The organism is Vibrio gigantis, assembly GCF_024347515.1.
In the GTDB taxonomy this organism is placed as follows: domain Bacteria; phylum Pseudomonadota; class Gammaproteobacteria; order Enterobacterales; family Vibrionaceae; genus Vibrio; species Vibrio gigantis.
On the sequence record NZ_AP025492.1, the window covers coordinates 949,214 to 968,809 of the forward strand.

A 19,596-nucleotide genomic window follows, 5' to 3' on the forward strand; every position below is an offset into this window, starting at 1 on the left:
GGCTTTATTTTTTATGGAAACATACGAAAGGAAGGAGATTCCCGATTCTGTCGTCATCTCCTAAAGCGACGAAGGAGCGTAATAGGAGACCTGCTTTTGTGCTTCACCCAATAAAAAAGGTTGATGCTTTCACATCAACCTTTTGAATTGTTAGCCCGTTAATTAGCCAAGCTCAGTATCTTTCGGGCGCAACTGGAACTCATCAATAGAGCCAATCTCGACACCTGCAGATAGCTTATCTTCTTCGCTATGAGCGTTGCCGTGAGCGTGCATAATCAGTCGGTTAGCAGTACGTGGCTTAAGCTGGCTGACCACAAAACGCATCATATCTGAGCGAGTAAGCCCTTTGAGTTCTTCTAGTACTCGTTCTCTCTGATTGAACTCCAAATCCTTATTGCCTATCGCGACCCATAAGCGTTGAGCACGCCCTCGCAACGTCGTATCTGGTGTTGATATTTGATTCCAGAGGCCGCGCTTACTGCTGTGCCATTGGTAGTCATTAAGCTCTAACAACACCATATAAAAGGCATTGAGGAACTCATCTATTGAGGCCAACAAGTCAGCAGGGGCTGCATTAGGGGATTGTACGTACAGCACAATACCTGGGTGGCGGTTGAGTGGCATATTACCTGTACCGACCATGTAACCAAGTTGTTGTTTAGTTCGTATTTCATGGAAGAAAGTGGCTGACATTAGGTGGTTAGCCAATGAGTACAGTGCGATGTTTTTAGGGGAAATATCAGGGCATTGGTAGTAAACCACGATCGCTGAATCATCTTGGTTACACACCACCTCACGTTGGAAGCTGCCGTTTTCACCCAGCATGATTAGCGGACGCAGTGACTCTTCGTAAGCCTGATCTTGAACTCGCAGTGCATCTTTTAGTGTTTCTGCCATTTTGTGTGCATCGGCTTTCTTCCAGTCGCCATACACAAACATCTCAACATGCAGTTCCGCCAAGATTGCTTGAACGAAAGAAGAGAGCTCATCGACTTCTATCGTTTCCAGAGCTTCAATTAACACCGAATAAGGCGGATTATTTGGCTGAAGTATCCCTGTCATCGCATTAAACAGCTGTGAAATAGGGCGATCTTGCGACGCGTTATTCCAGTTTCTGAGTAATTGATGCTTAATCGTTTCGAAGCGTGTTGGACTAAAGTCGCGTGCTTGGAAGCGTTCAAGAATCATATTGAGTAGCTGTGGCTGTTTCTCGCTAAACCCAGACAGAGTGAGTGTTCCCCCGCCTTGATGGGTATACATGTTGTAACCCATACCGGCGATTTCAGCCTGATACGTATCTTTTTCCAGAGAGTCTAAGAACATCTCTACACACAAGCGTGTTTTTACGATATTTCTCGGGCTGGCGACTGAGTGCGGGCTGTCGATAGCGACATATACCACACCTTTAGGTACTCGAAATTGATGGTCTTGCAGGTGCCATAGCTTAAAGCCGTCGAGCTCTTCTAAAAGTTGTGGATATTTAGCATCACCTTCGAGCTCAGTTGGGTCTAGATCGTAGCAAATAAATGGGTTCTTACTTGGGAGCTCAAACTGCCAACCGGGGTTAATGCAGGTAAAGCATTGAACTTGTTCTGCGCTAAAAGGCGTGACTGAATAGGGTGTAAAATACCATTTTGCTTCTCTGTCATACTCGAAACCTTGAGCAACAATGGTTGCACGCATATTGTCGACGTTTAAGTAAGGAAGCAAAGAACGTTGTAATTCGTCATCGAAATGCGACATTTTGTAATCGCCATACACTACATCTTGTTCTTGGTAGTGTTGCATGTTGATAACAAGGTGGCTAACGACATCAAGCGGCCTTGCTGGCTCTTGAAAGCGGAAAGCTGACTCTAAAACGGCACGCTTTTCTAGGTAACGCCACTCTTCTATGCCTTGTTGTTCTACTAATTTGATGTACTGAAATATCGCTTGGATGATGTTATCTGTTTTGGTTAAACCTTCGATGGTCAATGAGCAACTGACCGTGAAATCACGGTAGTTACTGCCGCTCGCTCCACCACCCGCAGAGAGGGATGTTATCCAACCTTTCTCTTTGAGTTGCATCATTAAACTGCCTTCACCTTCGTAACCTAAAAGATGGGCAAAGAACGACAATGGCTTAATACCATAGTGTTCGTCCATGCTTGGCATCGGGAAGGTTAAGATAAGTTTACGTACTTCTTTAATCGGTTCAACACGGACTTGAACTCCTGTGCTTAATTCGCCAACGATCGGCACTTCAACCTTTTTGCCTTGTAGGTTGTGATTGGTGATCGAGCTAAAGCGATCCTCAACCCACCTTTGCATCTCATCTAATGACTGATTACCAGACAATGTCAGCGTCATTAAGTCAGCAGAGTATTGTTGCTGGTGGAAAGCTAAGATCTCTTGTCGAATCGTCTCACCGTTTCTGTCACCCAATGTATCGATATTACCGACAGAAAACTTCGAGAATGGGTGATTGTGATTCACCAGTTCTTTGGTAACTTGGTACAAGCGTCGCGAATCGTCGTTTAGCTTCATCTTGTATTCGGAATCAACGGCTTGACGTTCTTTGTCTAATGCTTCTTCGTTGAACAGGGGAGCGGTAAAAAATTGGCTGAAGCGATCGAGTGCTGTTTCAAAGGCATTCAATTCAACATCAAAAAAGAAGCAGGTGTGTTCTGTGCCTGTCCAAGCATTGTTGCTTCCGCCATGCTGGCTGATAAAACTTTGGAACTCTCCGACCTTTGGATACTTTTCAGTTCCTAAAAATAGCATATGCTCTAAGTAGTGAGCTAAACCCTCTCGGTCTGTAGGGTCATCAAAGTGACCTACATTGACGGCTAATGCGGCGGCTGCTTTTTGAGCATTTTGGTCCTGAACTAACAGTACACGTAACCCGTTATTTAAGGTTATGTAGCGGTATTGATGTTCATCATTTGGGCTTAAGTGCACAGGAGCATCTCCAGAGAAGGTGGTTTTTAAATTATGTACCCGATGATTCGGCGTGCAAACCTTGTAATCATATTTTGGGATATGAAGTGCTTTTTGGCGATTTCTAAATCACTTTTATCGATTTTTATCAGTAATTTATTTTCTTTTAACAAGATTGTTAAGAAAGTCGAACTCTTTGGCAAGTGACTTGATATAATTATTTATATTGACTGCGGTTTCTCTGGATTGAGAGCCAAACCTAAGTAGCGTTTCGCTGATATATGGGATATATCGACTTTCGACATGTTACGAAGACAGGATTGAACATGAAAATATTCATTATGCGCCACGGTGAAGCAGAGCATTTTGCGGATTCGGATGCAGAACGAGCGTTGACCAAGCGCGGGAAAATGGCTTCTCTTGCAGTGGCACAAGCTGCAAATGAGCAGGGGATTAGTCAATTCGATAAAGTGCTGGTGAGCCCATATTTAAGGGCACAAGAAACGTGGTTAGAGATCTCTCAGGCGTTTTCTGGTACGAAAGTAGAAACCTGTGATGATATTACACCTTATGGAATGTCCGACGATGTGTTTGATTTGACCTTGGCAATGGCTGAAATAGAAAAACTAGAGACCATTTTATTTGTTTCTCATTTACCTCTAGTGGGCTACCTAACAGCAGAATTTGCCACTGGCATGGCTCCGCCGATGTTCCCAACGTCAGGCCTAGCCTGCATCGACTTTAACCTTGAAACACAGAAAGGTGAGTTACTTTGGAACATCAATCCATAGTGAAGGTGAAGACAAACTTTCATTTGGAAGGTTAAAGTGAAAAGGGCATCTCAATGATTTGAGATGCCCTTTTTGTTTTTGATGATGAAGCGACTTGCAAACCAGCATTACTTCTCAGGAATAGAGAGCAGTACCAACAGTGCACCGTTACCGCCAAATTCTAATGGCGCTTGGTGAAAAGCCATCACGTCTGGGTGCTGTGCTAACCACAAAGGCACCTTCTGCTTAAGGATGTGTTTGCCAATGCCGTGTTGAACGCAGGCACACGCCACGCTCTCTTTTACGCAGTGCGCAATCATCGCGCCAAGCTCACGTTTGGCTTCTTGCTGAGTCATACCATGCATATCGAGATATACGTCTGGCACGTAGACACCACGACGCAGTCGCTTCACCTCATATTTTGAGACATCATCACGCGCATAACGTGTTGGGCCGTCTTCGCTAAGGTGCGGAATGAACTCATCCGAGAAATAAAACTCGCTATCACTCGCTTGTCTTGCCGTTCGAGTAATTTCTTTTTGCTTGGCATTTCTTTTTGGCTGCTGGACTATGGTATCCTGTTGCAACTTTTTAACGCCCTTTACTGCATCGTTGAATAGGGCGAAATCGTCATCGAAGTCGGTGTCTTTTTTGCTCATCAGGTTATGAATTCTAATTAGAAACGTAATTAGCAGTATTGTAGCGCTTTTCGGAGACAATTTTGGATAAGATTTTTGTAGAAGAAGCGGTATCAGAACTACACACGCTTCAAGATGTGATTCGTTGGACTGTTAGCCGCTTTAACGCAGCTGGCCTATTTTATGGTCACGGCACTGATAACGCGTGGGATGAGGCAGTACAACTTATCTTACCTACTCTTTATCTGCCGATTGATGTTCCTTCGCATGTAATGAACTCTCGTCTAACGAGCAGCGAACGTCTGCGTATCGTAGAGCGTGTGATCAAGCGTATTAATGATCGTACACCAACGGCTTACCTGACGAACAAAGCTTGGTTCTGTGGCCTTGAGTTCTTCGTTGATGAGCGCGTTCTTGTGCCTCGTTCTCCAATTGGTGAGCTGATCGAAGCTCAATTCCAACCTTGGTTGACTGAAGAGCCAGTTCGCATCATGGATATGTGTACGGGTAGTGGTTGTATTGCTATCGCTTGTGCGCACGCATTCCCAGATGCTGAAGTAGACGCGATTGATATCTCTACTGACGCGCTTCAAGTTGCTGAGCAGAACGTTCAAGATCACGGCATGGAGCAACAAGTGTTCCCAATCCGTTCAGATCTTTTCCGTGATCTGCCGAAAGAGAAATACAACCTGATCGTATCTAACCCGCCTTACGTGGACGAAGAAGATATGAACAGCCTGCCAGATGAGTTTACTCATGAGCCAGAACTTGGCTTAGCGGCGGGTACTGATGGTCTGAAATTGGTTCGCCGTATCCTAGCTAATGCACCAGACTACCTAACTGATGATGGTATTCTGATCTGTGAAGTGGGTAACTCAATGGTTCATATGATGGATCAGTACCCTGAGATTCCATTCACTTGGATTGAATTCTCAAACGGTGGTCACGGTGTATTCATGATCACTCGCGAGCAGCTAGTGGCTTGCGCTGACGAGTTCTCTATCTACAAAGACTAGGTAATGATGGCTAGTTTTTAGCTTAGTACTTAGTAAGACGTTCTATTTGAAACGTTTTAATTTAAACGCCATGCCGCAATGCATGGCGTTTTTTATTGCCTTAGTTTTGGGGTTAAGTCATCAACGCAGAATAAATAATGTTCAATATTTAGTTGCCTAATATGAATAGCTATTACATATTGGTGGCTAATGTTTAGCCGTTTTAGTGAGTTAAGGAGAATTCGCGATGAGCTTTGATACATGGATTTATTATTTGTTGGCAGTACTGATTTTAACGGCATCGCCGGGCCCCAGTTCTTTATTGTGCATGACCAAAGGTGTGCAATCGGGTTTTAAATTATCAATATTTACTGCGCTGGGTAGCTTAACGGCGATCACTGGAATCTTAACGTTATCGTTCACAGGCTTAGGGGTGATTATTGCTTCATCGGAAGTGGTGTTTAATGTCATTAAATGGACAGGCGCTGCGTATCTTATCTATCTTGGCTGGAAGTCTTTACGTTCTAACCAGCAAGATTACGACGATCTATCCAGTCAACAAACCGATTCTCAACTTGTTAAAGAAAGCGCGGTGCAACACTACTTAAGTGGTTTTATTGTTGGCGCGAGTAACCCGAAAGCGATCTTGTTTTTTACCGCACTTTTCCCTCAGTTTATCGACCCGTCACTCGCTTTGCTTCCCCAGTTTGCGGTGTTTGCTTTAACCTTTGCTGTGATGGAGTTGTCTTGGCTATTGGTTTACGCGTATTTAGGTGCGAAGTCGTCAAATTGGCTGTTTGCGAAAGGCAGAGCTAAGGTTTTCAATCGTGTTACAGGGGGCGTGTTTATTGGTGCTGGCGCGCTGCTTTCGACGACAAGCCGAGCATAACTTTTTGATTTATCAGAGGGCTGAATAGTTACAGAAAATTCTTAATGCTGTCATAAAAGGTTAATATTAATGTGCTTGCCGCTTTTGGTGAAAAGCCGATATATTGTAGTTACACCATCACGTTCTCAAGGAGAGACATATGCAGCATCAAGAAATGATTCAACACAGTAACTTTGGCGTTATCAGCCGCACTTGGATTTTCTCTACCCTTTCTCTAGTGGGTATTCTTGCTCTAATGTAGTCAGCTTAATGGCTCTATATTTTCAGTTTTTATTATGAAATCACTTGTTAAAAAGTCTTCAAAGTCAGAACTCTTTATCTCATAAACGTGGCTTTTCTCATCAGGCTAGCCACTTAACCTTTTCTTCGCTGTGCTTTTCTCTGAACACCTTCTTTCTCTGAACATTTTCTTTTCCATAATAGTATTTTTGTCTGATTCCCCATTTGTTTAATAGACTCATTGTTTAACCTGATCTGAAGTTGTTATCAAACTGTGATAATCTTAAGTTATCTATTACCTACAGTGTATCTCTCATGTCTGTCTGGGATTCAATTTCATTTAACAATCGATTTACGACGTTACCTCGATTGTTCTATACCCCAATTCAACCTACACCTTTAAATAATGTCCAATGGCTTGCATGGAACCAAAACCTTGCGAGTGAACTCGGTTTTCCGTCATTTGAGGACGTCTCTGAGGAGTTACTTGAAACTCTATCGGGCAACGTTGAACCAGAGCAATTTTTACCTGTAGCAATGAAATACGCAGGCCATCAATTTGGTTCTTATAACCCTGATTTAGGTGATGGCAGAGGTTTGCTATTAGCACAAGTTGTCGCTAAAAGTGGCGAAACGTTCGACTTACACCTAAAAGGTGCAGGTAAAACACCATATTCACGTATGGGTGATGGGCGCGCCGTGATTCGCTCAACCGTTCGTGAGTATTTATGTAGTGAAGCGATGGCTGGGCTTAATATCCCAACCACACGTGCGTTGGCCATGATGACCAGTGACACGCCAGTTTATCGAGAGAAGCAAGAGTGGGGCGCATTGTTGGTGCGTGCGGCTGAATCACACATTCGTTTCGGTCACTTTGAACATCTGTTTTATACCAATCAGTTGGCCGAGCATAAATTGTTGGCTGATAAAGTCATCGAGTGGCACTTCCCTGAATGCCTTGATGAAGACAAGCCCTACGCTGCTATGTTTAATCAGATTGTTGACCGTACCGCGGAGATGATTGCGTTGTGGCAAGCGAATGGCTTTGCCCACGGGGTGATGAATACCGATAACATGTCGATTATTGGACAGACGTTTGACTACGGCCCGTTTGCTTTCTTAGATGAGTATGACCCTAGATTGATTTGTAATCACTCCGACTATCAAGGTCGTTATGCCTTTAATCAACAACCTAGAATTGGCTTATGGAACCTGTCAGCTCTGGCTCATTCTCTGTCGCCGCTGGTGGAGAAGGCTGATTTAGAAGCTGCTTTAGAACAATACGAGCCACAAATGAACGGCTATTTCAGCCAGTTGATGCGCCGTAAGTTAGGGCTACTTTCTAAACATGAAGGTGACAGCCGCTTGTTTGAATCTATGTTCGAGTTGATGTCGCAAAACAAAGTCGATTATCCAAGGTTCTTTAGAACGCTGTCGAACCTAGACACTTTGCCTGCGCAGGAAGTCATTGATTTATTTATCGATCGCGAGGCCGCAAAGCTATGGCTGGATAACTATTTGCAACGTTGTGAACTTGAAGGTAGCTCAGTAGTCGAGCGCTGCGAAAAGATGAGACAGGTAAACCCTAAATACATCCTCAGAAATTACCTCGCACAGCTGGCGATAGATAAAGCCGAGCGCGGTGATAGCAGTGATATTGACGCATTAATGGTGGTGTTGGCCGATCCTTATGCGGAACACCCTGAATACGAACATCTTGCCGCGTTACCACCAGAGTGGGGCAAAGCGATGGAGATCAGCTGCTCGTCGTAAAGCAGTACGTCAAATCAAACGAGTAGACAGAGGTCACTTAGTTGTGATCTCTGTCTGTTTGTTCTTCTAATTTTACAAACATATCAATAATCAAATGTTCAACCTGCCTATAGACTATGTGAATAAGTTGTAAATTTAATAGGTTTGGCCGATGACAACAAATACTCGAATTCTCGTGGTGGATGATGATCAAGAAATCCGCGAGCTGCTGGAAGAGTACCTCACAAAATCGGGTTTCGATGTCTCTTCTGTTGGAGATGGTATTGAGCTCGAAACTCACCTGCAAAGCCAAGGTTACCCTGACCTGATTCTTCTTGATGTGATGCTGCCCGGTGACGACGGCTTTACCTTGTGCCAACGTGTCCGCAAACAATCGAATGTGCCTATCATTATGCTGACTGCGGTATCGGATGAAACCGACCAGATCATTGGCTTAGAAATTGGCGCTGATGACTACATCGCCAAGCCGTTTAGCCCTCGTCAGTTAATGGCGCGTATTAAAGCTCTGCTACGCCGCGTTCAAGTCGTCGATGACAAACCGAGTGATGCGTTGCCAAAGCAGATCATCTTTGGTGACTGGACGCTAGATACGTTAGCGCATCGAATTTCTCACAATGAAAGCTCAGAAGAGATGGACTTGTCGGGCAGTGATTTCTCATTGTTAATGCTATTCCTAACTCGCCCTAATGAAGTGTTAGACCGAGATACCATCTCTTTCGCCACTAGAGGCCGTGAAGCGCTGCCTTTTGAACGAGGCATTGATGTGCAGCTTAGTCGCCTGAGAAGCCGATTGGGCGACAGTGGTAAATATCCTCACTACATCAAAACCATGCGCGGCAACGGCTACATTCTGGCTGTGCCTGTGCATTATGAGCACTGAGTAAGAAGTCCGTATGAAGTGGTTGAGAAGTTTAAAGCCAAATTCCTTGGTTGCTCGAACCTTGTTATTAACCTTGTTGGCGGTGGTCATTGCTCAAGGTATCGCAACCTCTATTTGGTACAGCGAATCTAAACATAAGGAATTGGAAGGCATTCGTTCGGCCTCATCGAGCATGGCAAACATGTTTGCTTCCACAGTGACCTTCTTTCAATCTTTGCCCGTCAAATATCGCCATATCGTGTTAGACCAAATCCGTAATATGGGCGGGACGCGATTCTTCGTCTCTTTCAATAAAGAGGCATTGATTGTTGAACCTATTCCCGATACCCGTTTAAAAACCGCCTCGATAGAAGCCATAGAAAGTGTGTTGAGTAACAAGCTCAATAAAGTGGAATCAGTTCGTGTCGATTTCTCTCGTCCAGAGCATCTTCGATTGCTTAAAAATGACATCTACTTAAGCGATCTCCCTCGATCGTGGGCACATCACACCTTAACGTTAGAGCCTCTTAATCCACCTATTCTTGTTGTTCAAATAGAATTAACCAGTCATGAATGGGTGTACATTGCGGCATTGTTGCCAGCGCCATATGTGAAACTCGACGATACGATTCTTGGCAGAGAGCAGGTGATTTTCTTAGTTTCTTCGACACTCATTCTTTTGGTTTTGACTTACTTGATGATTCGTCGCCAAGTACGCCCTCTTAAGAAATTGGCAAGAGCGGCCAATGAGATGAGTATGGATATTCAGCAGCCTCCGCTTAACGAAGAAGGGGCAACAGAGTTGGTCACTGCAACACGAGCTTTTAATCGCATGCAGCAGCGTATTCGTCGCTATGTGTCTGATCGAGAACACCTTTTTTCTGCTATTTCTCATGACTTGAAGACGCCAATAACACGTCTTAGGTTACGAGCTGAGTTGTTGGAAAGTGAAGTAAAGAAAGACAAATTCAACAAAGATCTTGATGAACTTGAGATGATGGTGAAAGGCGCATTACAAGCGGTAAGAGACACGGACCTCCATGAAAACAATGCCATTATCGATCTCAACGAAATGATGCTCTCCGTGATTGAACTGCACAACCAACATCAAACCTTGGTTGAGTTTGAGCCTGCAGTGGTTGAACCGTTAGTCGCCAAACCATTAGCCATTAAACGCGTGCTTACCAATCTGATCGACAATGCTGTGAAATACGGAAAATCAGCTGAGGTAGATATTAGCAATGATTCAGTGTGGGTTATTGTAACGATTCAGGATCACGGCAAAGGTATCCCTGAAGATAAGTTAGAGTTGGTTTTTGAACCTTATTTTAGGCTAGCAACCGACGACCAAGGACACGGTTTAGGGCTCGGGATTTGTCGAAACATTCTGCATGGACATGGCGGAGATCTCATTATTCACAACTCCTCTCAAGGTGGATTAGAAGCCAAAGTCTATATACCAAGAGGCCTAGAAGTGTAATGTAACAATTGTGTTACATAGGGCTTACCTTTTGTTTCAATCTTATAAATCAGAATAAGTAGACTCTTTATTGAACCGGACGTCGAGTCCGCTAAAACATGGAAGATAATAATGAAAATCAATAAAACCCTACTTACTCTGTCTCTTCTTGCTGCCTCAACACTTTCTCAAGCTGGTGAAGTGGAAGTTCTTCACTGGTGGACTGCCGGTGGCGAAGCGAAATCCGCAGCGGTACTGAAAGAGATGATTGAAGAACAAGGCCATACATGGAAAGACTTTGCAGTGGCTGGTGGCGGCGGTGAAAGTGCGATGACCGTTTTAAAAACGCGAGCAGTATCAGGCAACCCACCATCTGCAGCGCAGATCAAAGGTCATGATATTCAAGAGTGGGGTGGTTTAGGTTTTCTAACGTCTCTCGATGCAACTGCGAAACAAGAACAGTGGGATGAACTACTACCAGAAGTAGTGACTAAAGTGATGAAGTGGGATGGTGAATATGTGGCGGTTCCTGTCAACGTTCACCGTGTTAACTGGCTTTGGGCTAACCCTGTTGTTTTAGAAAAATCAGGCGTTACGGTTCCAACTACGTTAGATGAGTTCTTTGTTGCTGCAGACAAGATTAAAGCGGCTGGCTTTATTCCACTGGCTCACGGTGGTCAACCTTGGCAAGACGCAACAGTATTCGAAGCAGTGGCTCTCGACGTACTAGGCAGTGAAGATTACAACAAAGCGTTCGTAGAGCTTGATATGGACGTGTTATCTGGCGACAAAATGGTGGAAGTGTTCACCAAATTCAAAAAGATGCGTGACTACATCGACAGTAACTCACCAGGCCGAGATTGGAATGTAGCAACTTCAATGGTTATCAATGGCGAAGCTGCAATGCAAATCATGGGTGACTGGGCGAAAGGTGAGTTTACCGCAGCAGGCAAAGTGCCGGGTAAAGACTACATCTGTGCACCAGCACCGGGCACTGACGGCCAATTTACTTTCAACATCGATAGCTTTGCGTTCTTTGAGTTAAGTGACAAAGAGAATCAAAAAGCGCAACAAGACCTAGCGAAAACCATTCTTACTAAAGACTTCCAAGAGGTCTTCAACCTTAACAAAGGTTCTATTCCTGTACGTCTAGATATGGACATGTCTAAATTCGACCAATGTGCGTTGGATTCAATGGCAACCTTCAAAGCGAGTGCCGAATCTGGCGATCTTGTACCGAGTATGGCTCATGGCCTAGCGACGACAAGCTACGCTCAAGGCGCTATCTATGACGTAGTGACTAACTTCTTCAATGAGAAAGATGCCGATCCGAAACAAGCGGCAGCTAAGTTAGCAAAAGCAGTGAAAGCGGCTATCTAATCTAACTTGGTCTAATACCAAACCCCCAGGGTGGGTAGGCTCGTAGGGAGCCTATCTACTCTTCATTCCCAATTCTGATATGCGTGATGCTGATGTGGTGCCGTGAGGTAAGCCATTGGTTCGATTGTGCAACAAGGATAAGTTATGGAGCATGTTTTGACTGAGTCGACTCCAAAACCCACAAGGAGCCAGCCTGCACCGAAACCGAGTTTTGCTGACAGGTTGCAACATTGGTTACCTAAAATTGTACTGGCGCCCACCGCGTTAGTGACCGTGGTGTGTATCTACGGCTACATTTTTTGGACGGCAGCGTTGTCGTTCACCAACTCTCGATTTCTACCAAGCTTTAACTTCGTTGGTTTAACCCAATATGAAAAGCTGATGGATAACGATCGCTGGATAACCTCAATCACCAACCTCGGTGTGTTTGGTTTTCTATTTATGGCAATTGCTATCTTGTTAGGTGTTGGTTTAGCGGTGTTGCTTGACCAGAATATCCGCCAAGAAGGGGCGATTCGTACTATCTATTTATACCCAATGGCGTTGTCATTCATCGTGACGGGTACCGCTTGGAAATGGATTCTTAATCCAGGTCTTGGCATTGAAAAACTGATGCAAGATTGGGGCTTTACTGACTTCAAATTCGATTGGTTAGTCGACTCTGAAATGTCGGTGTATACCTTAGTTATCGCGGCACTGTGGCAGTCTTCAGGATTTGTGATGGCGATGTTCTTAGCGGGTTTGCGTGGTATCGATTCTTCAATCATCAAAGCAGCTCAAATCGATGGCGCAAGCTTGCCTACTATCTATCTCAAAATCATTCTGCCTTGCTTACGCCCTGTAGTTTTTAGTGCGGTGATCATCACTTCACACATTGCGATTAAGAGTTTCGACCTCGTGACGGCAATGACAGCGGGCGGCCCAGGTTATTCATCGGACCTTCCTGCGCTATTCATGTATGCACACTCGTTTACACGTGGGCAAATCGGCCTTGGTGCTGCGAGTGCCATGATGATGCTTGCTGGTATTTTAGCGATTCTCGTGCCTTACCTTTACTCTGAACTTAGGGAGAAAAAGTCATGATGAATAACATCAATTTTGCTCGAATCTTTATTTATTCAGCACTGCTTTTCTTCTGCTTGGTTTACCTAATGCCGCTGTTCGTAATGGTACTGACGTCATTCAAAACTCTGCCTGACATCAAGGCGGGAAACTTGATGAGTTTACCAAAAGAGTGGGTATTCGATGCTTGGTATAAAGCGTGGGACACCGCGTGTACGGGCGTAAAATGTGAAGGCATTAAAGGGTACTTCTGGAACTCTTTCCAAATGGTGATTCCTGCGGTTGCTATTTCAACATTGCTCGGTGCATTCAATGGCTACGTGGTAACCAAGTGGCAGTTCAGAGGTTCAAATCTGTTCTTTAGCTTGCTGTTGTTTGGTTGCTTTATTCCGTTCCAAGTGGTGCTGCTGCCAATGGCGACCATGCTTGGCAAGATGGGCTTGGCTAACACAACCATCGGCTTGGTGATTGTGCATGTTATCTACGGTATGGCGTTTACGACTCTGTTTTTCCGTAACTTTTACATCTCGATTCCGGATGAATTGATCAAAGCGGCAAAACTGGATGGTGCAGGCTTCTTTACTATCTTCTTCAAGATCTTATTGCCGATCTCAACGCCAATTATCATGGTGACGGTGATCTGGCAGTTCACCGCAATCTGGAATGATTTCTTGTTCGGGGTGGTGTATTCAGGCTCAGAAACTCAGCCGATCACCGTCGCATTAAATAACTTAGTTAACACCAGCACAGGCGTTAAAGAATACAACGTCGACATGGCTGCCGCGATCATCGCCGCACTGCCAACGTTGTTGGTGTATGTCTTCGCAGGAAAATATTTTGTTCGTGGCCTAACGGCAGGATCAGTAAAAGGATAATTACCATGGCAACATTAGATTTAAAACAGATCCGTAAAACCTATCGCAACGCGGACAACGAAACGTTAAAGGGCATCGACATCAGTATCGATTCGGGGGAATTTTTGATACTTGTCGGCCCTTCGGGGTGTGGAAAATCCACCCTAATGAACACTATCGCAGGGCTAGAAAATATAAGCTCGGGTGAAATCGTGATTGATGGTGTAGATGTAGCGCAGGTTGAACCTAAAGACCGTGATATCGCGATGGTGTTTCAGTCCTACGCGCTTTATCCGAACATGACAGTACGAGGCAATATCGCTTTTGGTTTGAAGATTCGTAAGATGCCACAGGACGAGATCGATGCAGAGGTGAATCGTGTCGCTGAAATGCTACAAATCGAACAACTGCTTGATCGTAAACCATCCCAGTTATCTGGTGGTCAGCGCCAACGTGTGGCAATGGGGCGTGCTTTGGCGCGTCGTCCGAAGCTGTATCTGTTCGATGAACCGCTTTCTAACTTGGACGCTAAGTTGCGTGTTGAGATGCGACACCAGATCAAGCGCTTGCACCAAAAGCTCAACACCACGATCGTTTATGTAACCCATGATCAAATTGAAGCAATGACACTCGCTGACCGTATCGCAGTCATGAAGGACGGTGAACTGCAGCAGCTCGGTACGCCGCAAGAGATCTACACCAAGCCCAACAATATGTTTGTGGCGGGCTTTATGGGTTCACCATCCATGAACTTCATTAAGACCATGGTGGATTTGGATGAGGAACAGAATCCGATCATCAAGGTGGTTGGCACGGCAGATCAAGAGCACCATATTCGTTTGCCACAAAGTATGCGTGACCAGGATGGTAAGGAGTTGGTGATTGGGTTACGTCCAGAGCACATCACCGAGCAGGAAGGCGATGATGTTTCTGCCTCTACAAAGCTAGACTTACAGCTAGAGGTATTGGAACCTACAGGGCCAGATACGATCGCGATGGTCAAAGTGAATGACCAAGAAGTGGCGTGTCGCTTATCGCCAGAGTTTGAAGTGTCAGTAGGGCAAATGGCGCCACTTCATTTTGACTTATCAAAAGCGGTTTTCTTTGACGCGCAGACCGAAGCCAGAATTGATTTCTAGACACATCCACACGACTATCTAACACTTCATCACTTGATGAGGTGTTTTGCTTCTAGCCACCTCTTACTTACATTAATGATAAAATCATCAGTAGCGACTATGCTTTATTTGATACTTATTCCTAGGAAAAGGAAAGTTGTAATGAGAGTTCATATAATTGCAGGAGCGGTGACACTCGCTCTGTTTTCCTCTTCTGTCTTGGGGGTGGTAAACCAAGATTTAAGAGATAGCTATATTGTTGTGTTAAAGAATAATACCTCCGTGTCGCGAGCGAGCGATATTGCCCGTGAAGTTGCTAACGGGCACGGTGTGGTTGGATATCAATATAGCCATGTTCTGAAAGGATTTTCACTCAAGGTGCCTGAGCAAGCACTCAAAGGTCTTAAAAATAGGTTCCCTGAAATTGAATACATAGAGCCAGATATTGAGATGCATGCTTTACCGCGAGGAGGAAAACCCGGTAGAGGTGGTGGCGGAGGTGGCGATGTTGAACGAGCTGATCAGCAAACGCCGTGGGGTGTAACGAGAGTGAATGGTGGGACTGTGGATATGAGTAGTTCCTCATCCGTTGCATGGGTGATTGATTCAGGTATTGACAGTAATCATCCTGATTTGAACGTAAATAAATCACGCGGTGCTAATTTTACCCGTGGTAAGAAGACCAACACTAATGATGGCAATGGCCACGGTACACATGTTGCGGGAACGATAGGAGCTTACGACGATGGCTTTGATGTCATCGGTGTTGCGCCCGGTGTGGAAGTGATCCCTGTTCGAGTCCTAGATAATAGTGGCAGTGGTTCAATGTCTGGAGTTATTGCTGGTGTTGAACATGTGGCGATTAATGGTAGTGCGGGTGATTGTGCCAATATGAGCTTGGGAGGTTCAGGGTATTCGGCCGCATTGGAAACTGCTATTCAAGCTGCCGCCGCACAGGGGATCTTTTTCTCTATCGCTGCGGGTAATTCTGGGTTAGATGCGAATGGTTTTACCCCAGCGAGTACGAATGGCACAAATATCTTTACGATTTCTGCATTTGAAGAGACCAATGATAATTTTGCTTACTTTTCAAATTATGGGGCTGATGTTGATTATGCTCAACCGGGAGTCGATGTGTTATCGACCAAAGCGGGTGGAGGAACTGTTTCTTATAATGGTACCTCAATGGCAGCTCCTCACTTCTGTGGTGTCATTTTAGCGAGTGGGTTAGGTGATGGTGAATTACCATCAACAGATGGAACGGTAAATAATGACCCAGATGGCAATGCAGATCTGATTGCTGTGAAGTAAGAGGTTCCGGCTGGGAATTAACGAAGATCTTTCTGATAAGTGAGATTCCAGTCTCGACATAATAAAAAGCGACCTGATGGGTCGTTTTTTATTGTGAATAATCATCGAGTAGACAGTTAATTATCATCAAAGCTGATATTTAGTGTGATGTGGCTATATAAAGCTGACGTAGAAACGCGTAGGATCGACCCAACTTTAGACCAAATACTAGGTTGCACTTTGGTGCATAAACAGAAGAATACATGAAACTAACAGCAAAACCCTCAGCTAGTAACGCTTTACTTATTTCTATTACGACACCGGACTTCAAAGGTGACGAAGCAAAAGAGTCTCTTGCCGAACTTGCTCGCTTAGTAACAACCCTAGGGTTTAAAGTGGTCGGTACTCAATCGCAGCACCACAGTTCAACTCAACGACAAAACGTGTTGGGTGCAGGTAAGCTTGCGGAAATTGCACACCTAACTGGTTACCAAGGTTCGATTGAAGAAGCAGAAGATGAAGACTTCCTTGATGAATCTGGTCTGTTTGATTCAGAAATCGACGAGCTAGACTTTGATGATCTTCCAACGGGCAATTTCCAATATGGTGCTGCTGATGTTGTGGTCTTTGACTGTGATTTAAGTCCATCTCAACTGCGCACTGTTGAGGCTAGTTTGGGTGTGGAAGTATTTGACCGTACTGGCATCATCATCGAAATCTTCAGCCGTCACGCTCGTACTCGTACTGCTCGTCTGCAAGTTGATATCGCTCGTCTAAACTATTTAGTGCCACGACTTCGTGAAACGGCTGAGGGCGACAAAGAGCGCCAGATGGGTCAGGGCGCTGGTGAAACTTCACTAGAGCTAGACCGTCGTAACGTACGTGACCAAATTGCTGCGCTTAAGCGTGAGCTAGTAAGCGTTCAAGATGAAATGAAGACCCGACGCACAAGACGCGCGGAGCTTTTCACTGTTGCTTTAGTTGGCTACACCAATGCCGGTAAATCTTCGATGATGCGTGCAATGACCGCAACCGAAGTGGTAGGTGAAGATAAACTGTTCGCAACGCTAGATACTACGGTTCGCGCGCTTCAGCCGATTACTCAGCCGCGTATCTTAGTTTCAGATACCGTTGGTTTCATCAAGAAACTGCCACACGATCTTGTTGCTTCATTCCACTCAACGCTAGCAGAAGCGCATGATGCTTCTTTGTTGCTTTATGTGGTTGATGCCTCTGACGTTTCATTCCGTGCACAGCTTGATGTGGTACACGACGTATTAGCGCAAGTGGGCGTTGAAGGTAGCGAAAAACTATTAGTGCTGAATAAGTGCGATAGATTGACTGAAGAACAGCAATTAGCGCTGATTAAAGAGTTCCCAGATGCGATGCTGACGTCAACTCGTGATCCGTTAGATATCACTAAACTGCACAAGTACATCGTTGGTGTTGCTGAAGAAGGCATGATCGAAGAAGAGATCACTATCCCTTATTCTGGACAAGGCATCATCGGTGAGATTCGCTCAAACATGAGTGTGGTTAAAGAAGAGTACGACTACGAGCATATTAAATTAACGGTTCGTTCAAGCGCGATTGATTTAGCGCGTTTGAAAAAGCGTATGCAGAAGTCTTAAATGTCTATCTAGTTGAGATAAGAACGTCCAAAGAAAAAGCGACCTAAGTGGTCGCTTTTTTTATTCGTTGAGCCTAGCTAATCTAAGTTATGAGTTACTTACGCCATTCTTTGAGTCGGCTTCCAGCGTGCAAGTTCTGGATCAAGCTTGATACCTTGCGAAGTCAGCAGGTTAACACGTGCTAAGTAAGCCGCACCGTGCATCAGGTGCTTGGCTAGGTCTACTGCATTACGTTGTTGGTAATCATCTAGGTAGCTGTCTTTTGCCCATGCGTTGAATGCGCCAAGTGCAGGGCCAGCCCATACTTGATAATCCATTTCACGACCTTGTTCGCCTGTGTTTGACCAACGGCTAGAAAGACCCAAGTACCAGCGGAAAATCAACGCCATTTTACGTTTCGGGTTGCCTTCAGCACGTTCGATCTGTTTCGGGTCGCGTTCGTTAAAGTGAGCCACAGTGCCAGCCCAAATATCATCCAGTGTTGAACGGAATACTTGCTTCTCTAGCTTCAGACGCTCTTCTACTGGAATCGCTTCAATTGAGTCGTAACGTGTGTATAGCTCATACAGTTTGTTTGCACGCATTGGGAATAAAGTGCCGCGTTTAACCACTTGCAGTTTCACACCCATTTCGAACATGTCTGCCGCCGGGGCCATAGTCACGTCAGCCATTTCAGTTGTCGAAAGCAGCTTACGTGTGTGTTCGCTCGCGCCAGCCTCAACACATGCTTGGTTGATTGAACCAGTAACAATGTAAGCTGCGCCCATGTTAAACGTCGCTAGAGCAGCGTCAGGCGTACCTACGCCACCACCACAACCGACACGTAGCGGAGTTTTGAATTGGTACTGTGCTTGAATTTGCTCTTTCAGTGCAAGTATTGTTGGCAGTAGGGTAACCAGTGGACGGTTATCTGTGTGACCACCAGAATCGGCTTCTGCTGTAATGTCGTCCGCCATAGGAACCAGCTGTGCCAGTTCCATCTGTTCTGTTGTGATTCTGCCTTCGTCGACCAAAGCTTGCAGCATTTTCACAGGAGCAGGCTGCATGAACTTACTTGCGACTTCAGTGCGGCTTACCTTAGCAATAACTTTGTTGCCAATCTGAATCTCGCCTTGTGCATCGCGGCTAAGGCCAGCGGCACGATAGTGAACGATTTGCGGTGTTAAACCTAAGAATGCAGAAGCCTCAACCGTTTTCACTTTGTGCTTCAAAAACAGCTCTACACTGCCACGTTCTAGCGCTGGTTCACTTGGACTGTGAATCAGGTTAAACGCGTAAGGGCCGTTTGGCAGTGCTGCTTGAATACGGTTAATCGCTTGCTCAACGCGAGACGGGATTAGGCCTGCCGCACCAAATGAACAAAGAATGCCAGCCTGACCAAGCGCAATCACCAACTCTTCAGATGAAATGCCATTTGCCATTGCACCTGCATAGTAAGCGTATTTTACGCCGTGACAGCGGCGAAAATCTTCGTCGCCTAGGCTTTGTGTACCGAGTGCAGGAGCAAAAGCGCTAACAGGCTGGCTGTTCGCTGCACTTGCTGAATCACCCGATGTAATTTCAGCTTGTTGGCTTACGCCCAAGCCTTTTTCTGGGTGGTTCACTACGTAACAAGCAAGGCTTAAGTCTTTTAAGATCGTCGACATTGCCGCGCTATCAAAATGAGTAGTGTTCTCTTCAATCTGCCAAGGCCACGGAGATAGCTTTTCGTTATTGATAGTAGTTTGAGTTGTCATAATT

15 protein-coding genes are annotated in these 19,596 nt (G+C 45.2%); 12 read left to right on the forward strand and 3 right to left on the reverse strand.

Annotation, left to right across the window (positions count from 1 at the left end):
• Positions 1 to 162: 162 nt before the first annotated feature.
• Positions 163 to 2,940, reverse strand: a complete 2,778-nt coding sequence (locus OCV56_RS04355; protein WP_086712351.1) for an insulinase family protein — start codon at positions 2,938 to 2,940, stop codon at positions 163 to 165.
• Between the two features lie 305 nt (positions 2,941 to 3,245).
• On the opposite strand from OCV56_RS04355, the gene sixA reads away from it, so the two are divergent.
• Positions 3,246 to 3,710: a phosphohistidine phosphatase SixA gene (sixA, locus tag OCV56_RS04360; protein WP_086712350.1), complete on the forward strand. Its 465-nt coding sequence runs from the start codon at positions 3,246 to 3,248 to the stop codon at positions 3,708 to 3,710.
• Positions 3,711 to 3,817: 107 nt separating this feature from the next.
• On the opposite strand, the gene smrB is transcribed toward sixA, so the two are convergent.
• Positions 3,818 to 4,348 carry an endonuclease SmrB gene (gene smrB / locus OCV56_RS04365; RefSeq protein WP_017633130.1) on the reverse strand — a complete coding sequence of 177 codons (531 nt, stop codon included), beginning with the start codon at positions 4,346 to 4,348 and terminating at the stop codon, positions 3,818 to 3,820.
• A 62-nt stretch (positions 4,349 to 4,410) separates the two neighbouring features.
• Between smrB and prmB the strand changes: the two genes are divergently transcribed.
• From prmB to hflX, 11 genes are all read left to right on the forward strand, one after another.
• The gene (gene prmB, locus OCV56_RS04370; protein WP_017633131.1) at positions 4,411 to 5,343 is read left to right on the forward strand and encodes a 50S ribosomal protein L3 N(5)-glutamine methyltransferase; all 933 of its coding nucleotides are present in this window, start codon (positions 4,411 to 4,413) and stop codon (positions 5,341 to 5,343) included.
• Positions 5,344 to 5,569: 226 nt separating this feature from the next.
• On the forward strand, positions 5,570 to 6,211 hold the full coding sequence (locus OCV56_RS04375) for a LysE family translocator (RefSeq protein WP_086712349.1): 642 nt from the start codon (positions 5,570 to 5,572) through the stop codon (positions 6,209 to 6,211).
• 534 nt (positions 6,212 to 6,745) lie between these two features.
• Complete coding sequence (locus OCV56_RS04380; RefSeq protein WP_086712348.1) at positions 6,746 to 8,203, forward strand: protein adenylyltransferase SelO; 1,458 nt, start codon at positions 6,746 to 6,748, stop codon at positions 8,201 to 8,203.
• 151 nt (positions 8,204 to 8,354) lie between these two features.
• On the forward strand, positions 8,355 to 9,083 hold the full coding sequence (locus OCV56_RS04385; protein WP_086712347.1) for a response regulator: 729 nt from the start codon (positions 8,355 to 8,357) through the stop codon (positions 9,081 to 9,083).
• Positions 9,084 to 9,096: 13 nt separating this feature from the next.
• Positions 9,097 to 10,542: an ATP-binding protein gene (locus tag OCV56_RS04390; RefSeq protein WP_086712346.1), complete on the forward strand. Its 1,446-nt coding sequence runs from the start codon at positions 9,097 to 9,099 to the stop codon at positions 10,540 to 10,542.
• A 111-nt stretch (positions 10,543 to 10,653) separates the two neighbouring features.
• Positions 10,654 to 11,901, forward strand: a complete 1,248-nt coding sequence (locus OCV56_RS04395) for an ABC transporter substrate-binding protein (protein ID WP_086712345.1) — start codon at positions 10,654 to 10,656, stop codon at positions 11,899 to 11,901.
• A 144-nt stretch (positions 11,902 to 12,045) separates the two neighbouring features.
• Positions 12,046 to 12,984, forward strand: a complete 939-nt coding sequence (locus tag OCV56_RS04400; protein WP_009848503.1) for a carbohydrate ABC transporter permease — start codon at positions 12,046 to 12,048, stop codon at positions 12,982 to 12,984.
• Complete coding sequence (locus OCV56_RS04405; RefSeq protein WP_048613124.1) at positions 12,981 to 13,838, forward strand: carbohydrate ABC transporter permease; 858 nt, start codon at positions 12,981 to 12,983, stop codon at positions 13,836 to 13,838. Before OCV56_RS04400 ends, OCV56_RS04405 begins: the two co-directional genes overlap by 4 nt.
• A 5-nt stretch (positions 13,839 to 13,843) precedes the next feature.
• Positions 13,844 to 14,956, forward strand: coding sequence for an ABC transporter ATP-binding protein (locus OCV56_RS04410; RefSeq protein ID WP_017056923.1), 1,113 nt, complete (start codon positions 13,844 to 13,846; stop codon positions 14,954 to 14,956).
• A gap of 141 nt (positions 14,957 to 15,097) precedes the next feature.
• Positions 15,098 to 16,246, forward strand: a complete 1,149-nt coding sequence (locus tag OCV56_RS04415; RefSeq protein WP_086712344.1) for a S8 family serine peptidase — start codon at positions 15,098 to 15,100, stop codon at positions 16,244 to 16,246.
• Between the two features lie 242 nt (positions 16,247 to 16,488).
• Complete coding sequence (gene hflX, locus OCV56_RS04420) at positions 16,489 to 17,856, forward strand: GTPase HflX (RefSeq protein WP_086712343.1); 1,368 nt, start codon at positions 16,489 to 16,491, stop codon at positions 17,854 to 17,856.
• Positions 17,857 to 17,954: 98 nt separating this feature from the next.
• Here the strand turns inward: hflX and pfaD are convergent, their stop codons facing one another.
• Entirely contained in the window at positions 17,955 to 19,592 is a 1,638-nt protein-coding gene (pfaD, locus tag OCV56_RS04425) for an eicosapentaenoate synthase subunit PfaD (protein ID WP_086712342.1), read from the reverse strand.
• Between the last annotated feature and the right edge of the window lie 4 nt (positions 19,593 to 19,596).